The 15,649-nt window shown below is 65.6% G+C and carries 13 protein-coding genes; 9 read left to right on the top strand and 4 right to left on the bottom strand.

Going from position 1 to position 15,649, the window contains the following annotated elements; translation table 11 throughout:
• From AB0362_RS05010 to AB0362_RS04995, 4 genes are all read left to right on the top strand, one after another.
• Positions 1–1,053, top strand: coding sequence for an iron chelate uptake ABC transporter family permease subunit (locus AB0362_RS05010; protein WP_262498240.1), 1,053 nt, complete (start codon positions 1–3; stop codon positions 1,051–1,053).
• Positions 1,050–2,117, top strand: a complete 1,068-nt coding sequence (locus AB0362_RS05005) for an iron chelate uptake ABC transporter family permease subunit (protein ID WP_366235030.1) — start codon at positions 1,050–1,052, stop codon at positions 2,115–2,117. Before AB0362_RS05010 ends, AB0362_RS05005 begins: the two co-directional genes overlap by 4 nt.
• On the top strand, positions 2,114–2,920 hold the full coding sequence (locus AB0362_RS05000) for an ABC transporter ATP-binding protein (protein WP_366235029.1): 807 nt from the start codon (positions 2,114–2,116) through the stop codon (positions 2,918–2,920). Before AB0362_RS05005 ends, AB0362_RS05000 begins: the two co-directional genes overlap by 4 nt.
• Positions 2,921–3,002: 82 nt before the next feature.
• Complete coding sequence (locus AB0362_RS04995) at positions 3,003–3,896, top strand: siderophore-interacting protein (protein WP_366235027.1); 894 nt, start codon at positions 3,003–3,005, stop codon at positions 3,894–3,896.
• Here the strand turns inward: AB0362_RS04995 and AB0362_RS04990 are convergent.
• Entirely contained in the window at positions 3,893–5,092 is a 1,200-nt protein-coding gene (locus AB0362_RS04990) for an FAD-dependent monooxygenase (protein ID WP_366235026.1), read from the bottom strand. The two genes, AB0362_RS04995 and AB0362_RS04990, sit on opposite strands and share 4 nt — an antisense overlap.
• A 117-nt stretch (positions 5,093–5,209) precedes the next feature.
• Between AB0362_RS04990 and AB0362_RS04985 the strand changes: the two genes are divergently transcribed.
• The 3 genes from AB0362_RS04985 to AB0362_RS04975 are packed head-to-tail and all read left to right on the top strand — an operon-like array spanning position 5,210 to position 8,878.
• Positions 5,210–6,253 carry an iron ABC transporter substrate-binding protein gene (locus AB0362_RS04985; RefSeq protein WP_094686803.1) on the top strand — a complete coding sequence of 348 codons (1,044 nt, stop codon included), beginning with the start codon at positions 5,210–5,212 and terminating at the stop codon, positions 6,251–6,253.
• Between the two features lie 4 nt (positions 6,254–6,257).
• Positions 6,258–7,826 carry an iron ABC transporter permease gene (locus AB0362_RS04980; protein ID WP_366235024.1) on the top strand — a complete coding sequence of 523 codons (1,569 nt, stop codon included), beginning with the start codon at positions 6,258–6,260 and terminating at the stop codon, positions 7,824–7,826.
• Positions 7,823–8,878 (top strand): ABC transporter ATP-binding protein, encoded by a 1,056-nt coding sequence (locus AB0362_RS04975; RefSeq protein WP_366235023.1) that lies wholly within the window; start codon positions 7,823–7,825, stop codon positions 8,876–8,878. Before AB0362_RS04980 ends, AB0362_RS04975 begins: the two co-directional genes overlap by 4 nt.
• A 3-nt stretch (positions 8,879–8,881) precedes the next feature.
• Here AB0362_RS04975 and AB0362_RS04970 read toward each other — a convergent pair whose 3' ends face one another.
• The gene (locus AB0362_RS04970; RefSeq protein ID WP_317532525.1) at positions 8,882–10,294 is read right to left on the bottom strand and encodes an MDR family MFS transporter; all 1,413 of its coding nucleotides are present in this window, start codon (positions 10,292–10,294) and stop codon (positions 8,882–8,884) included.
• Between the two features lie 62 nt (positions 10,295–10,356).
• On the opposite strand from AB0362_RS04970, the gene AB0362_RS04965 reads away from it, so the two are divergent.
• Complete coding sequence (locus tag AB0362_RS04965; RefSeq protein WP_317532526.1) at positions 10,357–11,241, top strand: phosphoribosylaminoimidazolesuccinocarboxamide synthase; 885 nt, start codon at positions 10,357–10,359, stop codon at positions 11,239–11,241.
• Entirely contained in the window at positions 11,238–13,364 is a 2,127-nt protein-coding gene (locus tag AB0362_RS04960; protein WP_366235022.1) for a S9 family peptidase, read from the top strand. Before AB0362_RS04965 ends, AB0362_RS04960 begins: the two co-directional genes overlap by 4 nt.
• Before the next feature lie 49 nt (positions 13,365–13,413).
• Here AB0362_RS04960 and AB0362_RS04955 read toward each other — a convergent pair whose 3' ends face one another.
• On the bottom strand, positions 13,414–14,088 hold the full coding sequence (locus AB0362_RS04955) for a response regulator (RefSeq protein ID WP_068049855.1): 675 nt from the start codon (positions 14,086–14,088) through the stop codon (positions 13,414–13,416).
• Complete coding sequence (locus AB0362_RS04950; RefSeq protein ID WP_366235020.1) at positions 14,085–15,638, bottom strand: sensor histidine kinase; 1,554 nt, start codon at positions 15,636–15,638, stop codon at positions 14,085–14,087. Before AB0362_RS04950 ends, AB0362_RS04955 begins: the two co-directional genes overlap by 4 nt.
• Positions 15,639–15,649: the final 11 nt, after the last annotated feature.

Genomic DNA, 15,649 nt, shown 5'->3' with positions numbered 1-15,649 from the left:
GTGGGCGACGAGCCGGAACAGCGAGGCGTTCCGGCCGAAGTCGGTGGTCTCGCTCGCACCGATGCCCGTCGGGCCGCGGGGTTGTTCTTCGTCACCGGAGTGCTGGCGGCGCTGTGCCTGGTGAGCATCTCGGTGGGAACCGAGTACATCCCGATCGGCGAGGTGTGGCACGGTCTGTTCTTCGCCGACGGATCCACCGAATCGGTGATCGTTCGTGAACTGCGGCTTCCGCGTACCGTTCTGGGGTTGCTCGTGGGAATCGCCCTCGGGGTGGCCGGTGCGCTGATTCAGGCGATGACGCGAAATCCGCTGGCCGACCCGGGAATTCTCGGCGTCAACGCCGGGGCGGCGTTCTTCGTTGCGATCGCCGTCGGCGTGCTCGGTGTCACCGGCATCGGGTCCTACATCTGGTTCGCGTTCGCCGGCGCGGTGGTCGCCACGATCGCGGTGTACGCGCTGGGGGCGATGGGGCGAGCGGGAGCCACTCCGATTCGGTTGACGCTGTCCGGAATTGCGCTCGGAGCTGTACTGGGCGGCATCACCTCGGGCATGCTGCTGCTCGATCCCGATGCGTTCGACAGGATGAGGTTCTGGGGAGCCGGGTCGTTGGCCGGTCGAGGTATGGACATCGCGTCCGAAATCGCTCCGTTCATCGCGCTCGGAGTGTTTCTGTCCGCCCTGATCGCTCGTCCTCTCAATGCGATCGCGCTCGGCGACGATCTGGCCCAGTCGTTGGGGGCGAACGTGATTCGTACGCGAGTCATCGGCGTCGTCGCAGTGACCCTGCTCGCCGGCGCTGCGACGGCCGCGGCCGGGCCCATCGGATTCGTCGGACTGATGATTCCGCACATGGTGCGGTGGTTCGTCGGACCGGACCAACGATGGATTCTGGTCTACACGGTGGTCGCGGCACCGGGTTTGCTGTTGCTCTCGGATGTGGTCGGACGCGTCGTGCTCAGGCCGGGGGAATTGCAGGTCGGCATCGTGACCGCGTTCGTCGGCGCACCGGTGCTGATCCTGCTGGTTCGCCGGAAGAAGGCGAGCGGGCTGTGACCCGTGAACAACGCGGCGGCGACATCGATTTCGGCCGAACGCTGTGGATCGTGCGAGTGCGGGATCGAGTGGACGGCCGCATCGACATTCGAACGGTCGGCGTCTGCGCGGCCTTGCTGCTCGTGACGGTGGTGGTCTCCGTCGTCGCGGTCGGTACCGGCGACTTCTACATTCCGCCGAACGAGGTGATCGCCGCGGTGTTCGGCGACGCGCCACGCCTCACCGAGATCGTGGTGATGGAGTGGCGGTTTCCCCGAGTGGCGCTGGCCTTCCTGTTCGGAGCCGCCCTCGGTGTATCGGGCGCGGTCTTTCAATCCTTGACGCGAAATCCGTTGGGCAGCCCGGACATCATCGGATTCGCCACCGGTTCCTACACCGGCGCGCTCGTCGTCATCCTCGCTCTCGGTGGTGGCTACTACCGGACCGGAGCGGGCGCGCTCGTCGGCGGACTCGCGACGGCGGCGGTGGTCTACCTGCTCGCGTACCGGCGCGGGGTGCAGGGCTTTCGGCTGATCATCGTCGGGATCGCCGTCAGCGCCGTCCTGGCCTCGGTCAACACCTGGCTCGTGATCAGGGCCGACCTCGACGACGCGATCGCGGCCGCAGTCTGGGGTGCGGGCACCCTCAACGGGCTGGGTTGGTCGCAGGTGGGACCGGTACTGGCAGTGTCGATCGTCATCGCGTCGTGCCTGGCGGTGCTCTCGCGTCGGCTGCCGATGTTGGAGATGGGGGACGATGCGGCGAGGGCGCTCGGTGTGCGCGCCGAGCCGACCCGTCTGATGCTGGTGTTCCTCGGAGTTGCGCTGATCGCGATGGTCACCGCGGCCGCGGGGCCCATCTCGTTCATCGCGCTCGCCGCTCCGCAGTTGGCTCGCCGCCTCACCGGCACCTCGTCAGTGGCGATGGTGCCCGCCGCGTGCATGGGAGCGCTGCTGCTGGTCGTCAGCGACGTTGTTGCACAGCGCGTCTTCGCTCCCACGCAGCTCCCGGTGGGTGTGGTGACCGTATCGGTCGGCGGCGCATACTTCGTGTGGTTGCTGGCGCGGGAAGGCAGGAAGCAGTGACGAAGCCTCGGTTGCACGCCGACGACATCACGGTCGGATACGACAAGAGCGTGGTCAGCGAGAACCTGACCGTCGAGATTCCCGACGGCAAGTTCACCGTCATCGTCGGACCGAACGCCTGCGGCAAATCGACTCTGCTGCGAGCACTCTCGCGGCTGCTGAAGCCCTCTCGGGGAACCGTTCTGCTGGACGGGAAGGCGATTTCGTCGTATCCGGCGAAAGAAGTTGCCCGACGCCTCGGCCTGCTTCCGCAGACCTCCATCGCACCCGACGGTATTTCGGTGGCCGATCTGGTTGCGCGGGGCCGCTATCCGCATCAGAAGCTGATCCGGCAGTGGTCGACCGCAGACGAGGCCGCGGTGATCGAGGCCATGAATTCGACCGGAGTGACGTCACTGTCCGCTCGTCCGGTGGACGAACTGTCCGGCGGTCAGCAGCAACGCGTCTGGGTGGCAATGGTTCTCGCGCAGCAGACGCCGCTGCTGCTGTTGGACGAGCCGACGACCTTCCTCGACATCGCCCACCAGATCGAGCTTCTCGACCTGTTGGCCACTCTGAACCGCGAGAACGGTCGCACTCTGGTCGCAGTGCTGCACGACCTCAATCACGCCTGCCGGTACGCCGACCACATCATCGCGATGAAGGACGGCGCAGTGGTCACCGAGGGTGCGCCCGCCGACGTCGTCACCGCCGAGCTGGTGGAGGCGGTCTTCGGGCTGCCGTGCCGCATCATCGACGACCCGGAATCGCACACACCGTTGGTGATTCCCAAGGCGGGCGGTCGCAGGCTAGGCAAGGCTTAGTTTAGAATCGAGGAGGAATGGCTGCCGAGTCGGCCTGCGGGTTCTCTCGAGAGCCACGTCGAGATATGTATCGAGGGCGAAGATGAACGAACAACCGCGTGGTTACTACTACGCCGACGTCGTTGCAGTGGAACGTCTCACGGTGCACATGGTGCGCGTGACGTTCGGCGGCGAGCACGTTGCCGGCTACCGCACGCTCGGTGTGCCCGACGAATGCGTCGGAGTCTATTTCCCCAGGGCAGGCGAGGCGATCCCGCCGCCGATGACCGAGGTCGACGGGTTCTGGTGGTTCCACGGTCTCGACGACGCTCCCGAAGGGCGCAACTACACCATCCGCCGTCTCGATCAGGAGCGCGGTGAGCTGACCATCGACTTCTTCGCCCACGAGGGTGGTGTCGCATCCACCTGGGCGCAGCAGGCCGTCCCGGGGCAGACGGTGCTGTTCACCCGGCCGCGATCCTGGTATTCACCGCCCGCCGACGTCGAATGGCTGCTGCTGGTCGCGGACATGACCGGGCTGCCCGCACTCGGCCGACTCGTAGAGCAGTTGCCCGCCGGAATGCGTGCGCACGCGATCGTCGAGGTTCTCGAACGCGGCGACATCCAATCCTTCGAAACCCAGGCCGACGTCACGTTCGACTGGCGCATCGGATCCGGAAACGGCGACAGCGCAAGCGTTCTCGACGACGCGGCGTTGGCGTACCCGCTGCCCGACGGACGCGGCTATGTGTGGTTCGCCGGCGAGGCGTCGTCCTCGCGTCGGGTGCGCAAGTACTTCCGCAAGGACTTGGGCTACGACATCGCGTACTTCGACATCATCGGGTACTGGCGCGCCGACTCCGAGAAGTGGCTCGAGAAATACAAGCAGTACCAGGAGGAGGCGCTCGCGGTGTACAACGGCGTCATCGAGTCCGGCCGCTCCGAGCAGGAAGCCAGCGAGGCATTCGATGCGCTGCTCGAGCGGGTGGGGCTCTAATCTGCGTTGTCGATTTCGTAGTCCGGCAGCTCGAGTGTCGCCGCGTCGGGACCGAGGAACTTGCTGCTCACGGCCTGTACCGGCTTCGATCCGGCCAGCCGCAGTACGGTGCGGAATGCGGCGACTCCCACCGACGTCTTCGGATGAGCGACGCGAGGCACGCCGGGCGGTAGCTTCTGCGCCTGATCGACGAACGGACGCATACGCGTCTCGAAGGCCTCGAACCCGGCGCGATGATCACTCGCCCGCGCGAGCTCGCCGGCGAGAACGTACGCGCCGGTGACCGACAACGTGGTGCCCATGCCGCTCAACGGCGTTGCGCACCAAGCGGCATCGCCGAGCATGCCGATTCTGCCTTCGGACCAGCGCGGGGCCTTCACCTGCGCCAGATAGTCGACGTACAGCTCCGAGTCCGGTCCCAGTGAGTCCAGGATTCGGGGCACTTCCCAACCGACGCCGGCGAACGTCGAACGCAGAGCGGTGATCACGCGTTCGGTGGACGCGCCCTCGTAGCCGCTGTCTTCGGACACCCAGGACAGGCTGAATCGCGTCGTGCCGAGGTTGTCCGGTCGTAGATTGGCCACTCGGGATCCGGGGGCGTTGTACCAGCGCCACCAGCCGTCGTCGCTCGGTCCCTTCGGCAGTACGCCGTAGGCGGTGTACAGGCCGACCGGGGTGGTCTCGGCCTCGCCGGCGAACACCAGTTCTCTGCTGCTGGAACGTATTCCATCGGCGAAGAGAACGAGGTCGAACCTGTCCGTTGTGCCCGTTGCGAAAGTGACATCGACGCCGGCAGCATCCTGAGTCACCCCGACGACGCGATCGCCGTAGCGATACTCGGTCCGTGGGCCGGCGGATTCGACCAGAATCCGCGCGAACTCGCCGCGCAGAATTTCCAACTCCGCCGTCGGGCCGTCGTGGGATCCGTCGCCGGCCGGGAATGCCGCGATGGTGGCGTCGGCGTCGTCGACGAATCGGGTGCCCTTCTCGGTGGTGCCGTTCGCGACGAGGGTCGCGTCCAGACCCATGCGCCGCAGCACCTCGCGGCCGGAGCCGCGGACGTCGATGTTCTGGCCGCCCAGTCGCAGGTGCGGTGAGCGTTCGAGGACGGTGACCTCGAAGCCGGCTCGGTCCAGCCAGAACGCCACGGTGGGGCCGGCAATGCTGGCGCCGGTGACGAGTACGCGAGAGGTCATGGAGTGGGAGTGCCCGGGCCTGTGGCCGTTCAATCCCGGAGGGAAAGTAGCTGAGCCTCACCTTTGTGGTGTACTTTCATCGAATTGTCCGAATGACCCGTTTTCGTCAGGAGAACCGTGTTCACCGTTCGCCGTCTGGCGCTGCTCTCGTTCAGCGCAACCCTCGCCCTCGGTCTCGTCGCATGCAGCTCGGAAGGCTCCTCCGACGAAGGCACGTCCACCTCCGAGTCCGCCACCGCAGAGTCCTCACTCGTGGTGTACTCCGGCCGCGGTGAAGAGCTCGTCGACCCACTGATCGAGCGCATCGGTGGCGGTATCGAGGTCGACTACTCGGGTAACACCAACGCCCAGGCAGCCAAGATCCTCGAGGAAGGCGACGCCACCCCGGCCGACGTCTTCTACGGTCAGGACGCAGGCGCACTCGGTGCCCTCGACGAGGCCGGTGCTCTCGCGCCGCTGCCCGAGGACATCCTCTCCCTCGTTCCCGAGCAGTACCGCGGTGCCGACGGCACCTGGGTCGCCACCTCGGCGCGAGCCCGCGTGCTGGCCTACAACTCCGATTCGGTGCAGGCCGCAGACCTGCCCACCGGTATCGACGGACTGCTCGACCCGCGCTGGCGCGGACAGATCGGCTACGCACCGACCAACGCGTCGTTCCAGGCGTTCGTCACCGCCCTGCGCGTGCAGCGCGGCGAGGACGGTGCTCGCACCTGGCTCGAAGGCTTCGTCGCCAACGAGCCCGTCGCCTTCGAGGGCAACGGCCCGCTGCTGACCGCCGTCAACGACGGACAGGTGGCCACCGGCCTGCTCAACCATTACTACTGGTACCCCTTCAAGGAAGAGAACGGCGACGACGCCCCGGTCGAGCTGCACTACTTCGAGCCCGGTGACCCCGGTGCGCTGATCAACGTCGCCGGTGCCGGTGTGCTGGCTGCCTCGGACAACCAGGAAGCGGCATTCGATTTCGTGCGCGAGTTGCTCTCGACCGAATCGCAGACGTACTTCGCGAACGAGACCGCCGAATACCCCGTCATCGACGGAGTCACCTCGGACTACGACCTGCCGCCGCTGTCCGAGCTGGGCTCGACCGATCTCGATCTCGGTCAGCTCTCGTCGCTCGAGGCCACGCAGACCCTTCTCACCGACGTCGGAATCATCTAGTCGGGTGCTCGCGTCTGCACTTCAGCCGCTTCGGCGGCGCCACTTCGGCGGTCGTCCCGTTCTCGGGACGACCGCGTTGTGCGTGGGAGCGCTGACGCTGACACCCCTGCTGTACCTGTTCGTTCGAGCGTTCGACGGCGGAACCGAGAAGGTGCTGCGACTGCTCCTGCGGCAGCGCACACTCGACCTCGCCATCCGTACGGCAACACTGACGATCACCGTGCTCCTCGCGTCGGTCGTGGTCGGGACGCTGCTGGCATGGCTGACCGTCCGTACCGATCTACCGGGACGACGCTTCTTCGCCATGGTCCTCGCAGCTCCACTCGCCATCCCGTCCTACGTCTCGGGGTACCTGTGGATCGCCGAATTCCCCTCGCTGGCGGGCTTTTCCGGTGCAGCACTCGTGCTCACGTTGTCCTGCTTCCCGCTGGTGATGCTGCCGGTGTCCGCGGCGTTCGCCACCGCGGACCCCTCGTTGGCCGAGGTCTCGCGAACCCTCGGTCGAGGCGCAGTGCGCACGGCGCTGACCGTCGAGTGCCGTCGCGTCGTTCCGGCCGCGGCAGCGGGCGCACTGCTGGTCGCGCTGTACACCATCAGTGACTTCGGGGCGGTGGCTCTGATGCGATACGACGCGTTCACACTCGGTATCTACAGTGCCTACCGCGGGGGACTCGATCGCACCGCAGCCGCCGTGCTCGGGTTGGTGCTCGTGGTGGGCGCGTTAATGCTCACCCTCCTCGAACGGCGTGCCCGACGCGGTGCCACGGCGAGGGTGGGATCGGGAACCGACCGGATGGCCGAGCCTGTCGTTCTGGGCCGGTGGCGCGTGCCCGCTCTGGCCGTAGTCGTTGCTGCCCTGGGTGTTTCGGTGCTGGTACCGATTCTGGCCCTGGCGCGGTGGTTGAGTCGATCGCTGCGCTTCACCGTCGACTGGGTGGACGTGCTGGCCGTGACAGCCAAGACCGTCCAGTACTCCGCCACCGCCGCCGTGGTGGTGGCCGTACTCGCGTTGCCGGTCGCGCTGTTCGCGGCCCGATCCACGTCGAGGGCCGCTCGCGGTGCCGAGTTGTCCACCTACATCGCGCACGGACTACCGGGAATCACCGTCGGACTCGCCACGGTCTTTCTCGGAATCCGGTTCCTGCCGTCGTTCTACCAGACGGCCGTTCTGCTGGTACTGGCGTACGTGGTGCTGTTCCTGCCGTTGGCCGTCGGCAGCACAAGAGCAGTCGTCGACGCCACTCCCGTTGTTCTCGAAGATGTTTCACGAACCCTCGGCGCGGGCCGGCTGCGTACCGATCTTCGCGTGACGATTCCGATCGCCTTGCCCGGCATCGCCGCCGGGGCCGCTCTGGTCTTTCTGACCGTCGCCAAGGAACTGCCTGCGACGTTGATGCTGCGCCCCCGGGGAGTCGACACGCTCGCGACCACGCTGTGGTCCACCACCGAGGCGTTCCGATACGGCGAGGCGGCTCCCTACGCCCTGGCCCTGATCCTGATCTCGGTGGTCCCGACGGTCGTTCTGACACGAGCGTTGGGACGCACGACGCGGAAGCGAGTAGCACTGCCATGAGCATGGTGATTTCCGGTCTCGTCGCCTCGTACGGCAGTACGGAGGTGCTGCACGGTATCGATCTCGACCTCGGCGACGGCGAAATGCTTGCCGTCCTCGGCCCTTCCGGCTGCGGCAAGACGACCCTGTTGCGATCGATCGCGGGACTGCACCGCATCGACGCGGGCCGGATCACCTCCGACGGACGGGACATCTCGGTGGCGGGGCAGATTCAGGTGCCACCGGAGAAGCGGGGCATAGGCCTGATGCCACAGGAAGGTGGACTGTTTCCGCACCTGACGGTACGAAGGAACATCGAATTCGGTTTGCGTGCAGGCTTTCTGCGACCCTACCTGTCCGGTCGCGACGAGCGCGCACGACGCGTCGACGAGATGCTCGAGCTCGTCGGACTGCCAGATTCAGGTGGGGTGAAGCCCAGCGAACTCTCGGGCGGTCAGCAGCAGCGCATCGCGTTGGCGCGTGCGCTGGCACCGGCTCCGTCGGTGGTGTTGATGGACGAGCCGTTCGCCGCCCTCGACGCGGGGCTGCGTACCTCCATTCGACAGGACGTACGAGAGTTGTTGCAGTCCAGCAAGACCGCGTCGATCCTCGTCACCCACGACCGGGCCGAGGCGCTCGGAACAGCCGATCGGGTGGCCGTGCTGCTGGGTGGTCGCTGCGCCCAGATCGACACACCGCGGGAGGTGTACGAGCGGCCCGCCACACCCGCCGTCGCGCGGTTCGTGGGCGACGCCTACTTCGTCGACGCCGTAGCGCGGAGTGGCTACGTCGACACCGTCCTCGGCCGTCTCGAGTCCACCACCCGAGCAACGGGAAACGGGCAGGCGTTGCTCAGGCCCGAGCAATTGGTGGTCTCGGAACGCAAGGACGGCGCATTCGTCGTCGAGCACGAGTTCTTCACCGGCCCCGAATCCTCGGTCACTCTGCGGCACTACGACACCGGGCTGCGGCTTCGGGCTATCGCCCGTACCGCCGACCGATTCGCCCCCGGTACCGCCGTGGAGGTTTCCGTGACGTCTCCGGTGCACTGGTTTCCGCGTCAGGTGAGTTGAGGGCTATCGCGTCGGTTCCTTCGCACGTTTGGGCATGAACAGTGCCGCGACGGCCATCACCGCTGCCGCCGCCAGGACACCCAGAAAGACCGGATGGATGGCGTCGGACAGTTGTTCGGGGCTCGGGTCGTCGGAGATGCGTGAGTTGACGATGGCACCGAAGATTGCGACCCCGACTGCGCTGCCGATGGAGCGGGCGAACATGTTGGTCGAGGTGGCGACGCCGCGCTCGGACCATTCGACGCTCGACTGGGCGGCGATGAGGGTGGGGCTGGCGATCAGGCCCATACCGAGGCCGATCACGAAGCACACCGCACCCACCTGCCACACCTGTGAACCGGCACCGAGGCCGGTGGCGAATGCCGCTCCGACGACCGCGATGGAGGCACCGATCAGCGCTGTGGTGCGGAAACCGAACCGGAGGTACACCCGCCCGGAGAGGGATGCCGCGATGGGCCAGCCGAGAGTGAGGGTCGACAGTGCGAAGCCTGCGACGATCGCGCCGGTGCCGAGCACGCCCTGCACGAACGTCGGAACGTAGGACGTCAGGCCGAGGATCAACGCACCGACGAGCAGCGAGATGAAACTGCTGACCACCAGGACACGACGGGTGAACACCCACAGCGGCAGGATCGGCTCCTCGACTCTGGTCTGAACCACTGCGAAAGCGGTGAGCAAGGAGACTCCGGCGGCGAAGATGGCGATGCTGACGGGGGAGTTCCATGCCCAGGACTGGCCGCCCTCGAGCAGTCCCAGTAGCACCAGGGCTGCGCCCACCGTCAGCAGCACGGCACCGAGGTAGTCGATCTTGGGCTTGGTGCGTTCCACGGCTCCCTCGTCGAACTTGCGCCACAGCATTCCCGCGGCCAGCGCGCACAACGGAATGTTGACGAAGAAGATCCAGCGCCACGACAGATATTCGGAGAAAATTCCGCCGAGCGCGGGCCCGAGCACCGAGGACATGGCCCATACGCTGGCCAGGTAGCCCTGCACCTTGGCGCGCTCGGCCAGGGTGTAGATATCGCCGGCGATGGTGATGCCCATGGGCTGCACGGCGCCCGCGCCGAGACCCTGAACTGCTCGGAAGGCGATCAGGGCGGGCATGCTCCAGGCCAGGCCGCAGAGTATCGAGCCGAGCAGAAACACCGCGATGCCGAACAGCATGATCTTCTTGCGGCCGAACAGGTCGGCCAGTTTTCCGTACAGCGGCACCGATACTGCCTGTGCCAGAAGATAGATGGAGAACAGCCACGGAAACTGCGTGAAGCCGCCCAGGTCGTCGACGATGGACAGCACCGCCGTGGCGATGATGGTCGCGTCCAGGGCTACCAGCGACGTGCTGAGCATCAACGCAATCAGTATCGGCCCGCGTTCGGAGCGGAATCCGACTTCCGATGTCGTGTTGTTCGTTGCCACGGCTACCAGTCTGATGCCTGCCGACACCCCCGCCGCCACCGGCCCAGATAGTGTTGAACACCGTGCGACCATCACTGAGTAGCTACGAGCATCTGGCCGGCGGCAAGGTCCGCGATCTGTACACGATCGACGACGCGCATCTATTGCTCGTCGCGAGCGACCGAATCTCGGCCTACGACCACATCCTCGACACCCCGATCCCGGACAAGGGACGCGTGTTGACGGCGATGAGCGTGTTCTTCTTCGAGGAGCTCGGCGGCGTCAACCATCTGGCAGGCGATCCGCTCGACGAACGCATCCCCGCCGAATTGGTCGGCCGCGCCCTGGTGGTGAAGAAGCTGAACATGGTTCCGATCGAATGCGTCGCGCGCGGGTACCTCACCGGTTCCGGGCTGGCGGATTACAACGCGACGGGAAAGGTGTGCGGCGTCGAACTTCCGCCGGGGCTCGTGGAATCCAGCAAGCTCAGCGAGGCGATCTTCACCCCCGCGTCCAAAGCGGAACTGGGCGACCACGACGAGAACATCACCTTCGACCAGGCCGTCGAGCAGGTCGGTGCCGAACTTGCGTTCAAGTTGCGTGAAGACACCATCGAGATCTACACGCGGGCAGCCAACTTCGCTCTGGAACGCGGAATCATTCTCGCGGACACGAAGTTCGAGTTCGGTACCGACGCCGACGGCAACCTCGTCCTCGCCGACGAGGTACTCACGCCCGATTCCTCGCGCTACTGGCCGGCCGATTCGTACGAGGAAGGTCGTGTTCAGCCCAGTTTCGACAAGCAGTTCGTCCGAGACTGGTTGACCGGCGAGTCCGGTTGGGATCGCAACTCCGACACTCCACCGCCACCGTTGCCGGACGACATCGTCGCCGCAACCCGCAGCCGCTACATCGAGGCCTACGAGCGCATCTCGGGCCTGAACTTCGACGATTGGGTCACGCCATGACGATCACCCCACCCATTGCCAAGAAGGTGCCACTCGAGCGCACCCATCACGGCGACACCTTCATCGACAACTACGAATGGTTGCGCGCCAAGGAAGATCCCGAGGTGATCGCCTACCTCGAAGCCGAGAACGCCTACACCGAGCAGCAGACCGCCGGCCTGGAATCGTTGCGGGGCAAGATCTTCGACGAGATCAAGTCGCGGACCCAGGAAACCGACCTGTCCGTGCCGACGCGTATGGGGCAGTGGTGGTACTACTCACGCACTGTCGAGGGGAAGTCGTACGGTCTCCAATGCCGTTGCCCCGTCGACTCTCCCGACGACTGGACCCCGCCCACGCTGTCGTCCGACGTGGACGTTCCCGGTGAGCAGGTTCTGCTCGACGCGAATGTCGAAGCGGAGGGTCATGACTTCTTCTCCCTCGGCGCGTTCTCGATCAGCCTCGACGGCACGCTGCTGGCGTACTCGACCGACACCGAGGGCGACGAGCGCTACACGCTGCGCTTCAAGAACCTGGAGACCGGCGAGCTGCTCGCCGACACCATCGAGAACGTCGCGCCCGGGGCCACCTGGACTGCCGACGCCACGCACGTATTCTACCTGACGGTCGACGAATCCTGGCGTCCCGACACCGTCTGGCGGCACACGCTCGGCAAGTCCGGGGACGTCAAGGTCTTCCACGAACCCGACGAAAGCTACTGGGTGGGCTTCGGTTCCACCCGCAGCGAGAAGTACCTGATGATCTGGGTCGGCTCGAAGATCACCTCCGAATGCCTCGTGCTGGAGTCCACCGATCCCGAGGGCGAGTTCCGCGTCGTACTGCCCCGCACGGACGGCGTCGAATACAGCATCGAACACGCCGTCGTGGCCGGTGAGGATCGATTCCTCATCACCCACAACGGTTCGGTCAACGGTTGGGGCACCGAAGGGGAGAAGGCCGAGAACTTCCTGCTCGCCGAAGCTCCGGTCTCGGACCCACTCGATCAGCGCATCCTCGTTCCGCATCGCGACGACGTCCGCGTCGAGGACATCGACGCCTTCGCCGGCCATCTGATCTTCACGTACCGGCGAGAAGCCTTGACCCGCATGGCGATCTGGCCGCTGACCGATCAGGGATACGGCGAGTACCGCGAGCTCGAATTCGACGAGGAGCTCTACTCCGTCGGAGCCGGCTCCAACCCGGAATGGGATCAGCCGCTGCTGCGAATGGTCTACACCTCGTTCATCACCCCCGGCCAGGTCTACGACCTCGACATCGCCAGTGGTGAACTGCTGCTCCGCAAATCGCAGCCGGTTCTGGGCAAGTTCGACGCCGGTGACTACGTTCAGCATCGCGAATGGGCCACCGCGCCGGACGGCACGCAGATTCCGCTGTCGGTCATCGCACGCAAGGACGTGCCCGAAGGCCCCGCGCCGACGCTGCTCTACGGCTACGGATCGTACGAGGCCTCGATGGACCCGTCGTTCTCGGTGGCGCGGCTCTCGCTGCTCGACCGCGGGATCGTCTTCGTCGTCGCCCACGTACGCGGCGGCGGCGAGATGGGTCGGCACTGGTACGACAACGGCAAGACGCTGAAGAAGAAGAACACCTTCACCGACTTCATCGCTGCCGCACAGCATCTCATCGACACCGGACGCACCTCGCCGAAGCATCTCGTCGCCGACGGCGGCAGCGCGGGCGGATTGCTGATGGGTGCGGTGGCCAACCTCGCGCCGGAGCTGTTCAACGGCATTCTCGCCAACGTGCCGTTCGTCGATCCGCTCACCTCCATCCTGGATCCGTCGTTGCCGCTGACGGTCATCGAATGGGACGAATGGGGAAACCCGTTGGCCAGCAAGGAGGTGTACGACTACATGAAGTCGTACAGCCCCTACGAGAACGTCGAGGCCAAGGACTACCCGTCGATCCTGGCGATCACGTCCATCAACGACACCCGCGTTCTGTACGTCGAGCCCGCGAAATGGGTTGCGGCCCTTCGTGCCACTAAGACGGGTGACTCCGACCTGCTGCTCAAGACCGAAATGAGCGCCGGACACGGCGGAGTCAGCGGTCGATACGAGAAATGGAAAGAAGCGGCCTTCGAGTACGCGTGGATCGTGAGCGCCTCCGGCGCACGTGCATAGAAACTCGTAGCCTGCTACGAGTTTCCGCTCACATGCGGCGCCAGCCGCTCTAACGCCACACGTAGCGGACCTGCGGTCGCCCGGCTCTGCCGTATTCGGTGTGCCGGGTGACCAGGCCGTCGTCGGCGAGGCGCTCGAGGTACCGCCACGCGGTCACGCGGGAAACTCCGACGACCTTGGCGGCCTCGGATGCGTTGAGTCCGTCAGCGGCTTCTCTGACGCTGGCGGTGATGCCGTCCATGGTTTGTGGGGCAATGCCTTTGGGTGTCGAGACGCGTTCGTCGGCTGTTCGTAGATGTGCCATGGCGCGGTCGATGTCGCGTTGACTCGACGCGTTCTCCCCGGCCGGCAACGCAGCATGGAATTCGCGGTAGCGCTCGAGCTTGTCGCGGAACGCGGCGAACGTGAACGGTTTGAGCAGATACAGCACGATGCCGTGTGCCACCGCCGAACGCACCACCGAGAGATCCCGCTCGGAGGTGATGGCGATGACGTCGGGACTCGGCCGCAGACCACCGAGTGCGGCCGCTACGTCGATACCGCTCGCATCGGGCAGCCCGATGTCGAGCAACACCAGATCGACGGCCTCGGTACTGGCGAATCGCATGGCCGAAGCGCCGGTGTGCACCACCCCGGCCACCTCGAAGCCCGGGGTGCGCTCGACGTACGTCTTGTGGGCCTCGGCGATCAAGGGTTCGTCGTCGACGATCAGCACCCGGATCACGACGTCGAGCCCGGGATGGTGGCAACCATGACAGATCCGTACGTCACTTCCGACGTCAGAGTGCCCCGATGGCGGTTGATCACCTGGGCCACCAGCGCCAGCCCCAGACCGCGTGAACCGGACTTGGTCGAGTAGCCGCGCCGCAGAGCAGCTTTCAGCGTCTCGGGCGGCATTCCGGGACCACTGTCGGCAACGCGTACGACGAGTTCGGCGTCGGCGTCACGGACGGTCACTTCGACCCACGGCTGATCGGATTCTTTCGAGGCATCGATGGCATTGTCTATCAGATTGCCTACCAGCGTGACCAATTCGCGGGCCGTCAGCACTCCTTCGTCCTCCATCGCCGTGTCGTCGGTGATGGTGAGCTCCACACCCTGCTCGGCAGCTTGACTGACCTTGCCCAGCAGCAGCGCCGCGAGTGCAGGCTCGCCGACGGAGTTCATCAGGCGGTCGATCAGCGTCTGCGAGAGTTCGAGATCGGCGGTGGCGAACTCGACGGCCTCCTGCGGCCGGCCGAGCTCGACCATGGTGATGACGGTGTGCAGCCTGTTCGCCGACTCGTGCGCCTGCGAACGCAGCGACTCCGCAAAACTGCGCACCGAGTCCAATTCACCCATCAAAGAACGCAATTCGGTCTGATCGCGAATCGTCAGCACATTGCCCAGGCGTCGGCCCTCCCACATCACCGGATCCTGATTGACGACGAGCACCCGATCCTTCGTCAGATGCAACTCACCGCGCACGATGCCGGTGTCCATCTGCTGCATCGACTCCGGCAACGACGCGAGCGAGACCGGGCCCTCCGGCAGATCGAGCAGGCGTCGGGCCTCGTCGTTGACCAACTCCGCCTCGTCGCTGCGGCCGAACACCAACAAGCCTTCACCGATCGAGTGCAGGACGGCATCGTGATGCTCGTACATCGTGCGCAGTTCCGCCGGTGCCATTCCCAGTGTCTGACGCCGAAGCCGGCGGCTGAGCAGCGTCGATCCCGCTGCGGCGACGACGAACGCAGCGAGCACGACCCCGATGATCAGCGGGAGGCCCTGGAAGAACTGATCACTGATCTTCTGGCGAGTGACGCCGGCGGAAACGAGGCCGACGATGTCGCCTTCTGTATCTGTGACCGGGGTGACCGAACGGATCGACGGCCCGAGAGATCCCACATAGGTCTCGGTGAACGTCTCACCTTGTAGCGCGCGATCGATGTTGCCGCTGAACGGTTTACCGATCAGGTCGACGGTGGTGTGCGTGAACCGCGTGCGATCCGGGGCCATCACGACGATGAAGTCGACGCCGGTGACCTGACGGATCTTCTCCGTTTCCGGCTGCAGACGTGACGTCGGGTCGTCGGATTCGATCGCAATGGGCGTCGACGGTTCGTTGGCGATACTGACCGCGATCGCCGTGACTTCGCGTCGGGTCGCGTCGTCGCTGTTGGACCGTTCGTTGAGCACCGTCAGGATGCCGCCGGCGAAGACGACGACCCCGATGACGACGAGCTGCAACACCAACACCTGGCCGGCGACGCTCAGCGGACGTTTGGCGGACAACGGATTCCTTT

The organism is Rhodococcus sp. NPDC079359 (genome assembly GCF_040702585.1).
Lineage (GTDB): Bacteria > Actinomycetota > Actinomycetes > Mycobacteriales > Mycobacteriaceae > Rhodococcoides.
This window is presented reverse-complemented; position numbering and strand designations above follow the sequence as displayed.

What these genes read in the sequence shown, in the direction of transcription:
- AB0362_RS04995 (WP_366235027.1), top strand. Translation starts at nt 3,003, where the DNA reads ATGAACGAACAACCGCGTGGTTACTACTACGCCGACGTCGTTGCAGTG.
- AB0362_RS04990 (WP_366235026.1), bottom strand. Translation starts at nt 5,092, where the DNA reads ATGACCTCTCGCGTACTCGTCACCGGCGCCAGCATTGCCGGCCCCACC.
- AB0362_RS04975 (WP_366235023.1), top strand. Translation starts at nt 7,823, where the DNA reads ATGAGCATGGTGATTTCCGGTCTCGTCGCCTCGTACGGCAGTACGGAG.
- AB0362_RS04960 (WP_366235022.1), top strand. Translation starts at nt 11,238, where the DNA reads ATGACGATCACCCCACCCATTGCCAAGAAGGTGCCACTCGAGCGCACC.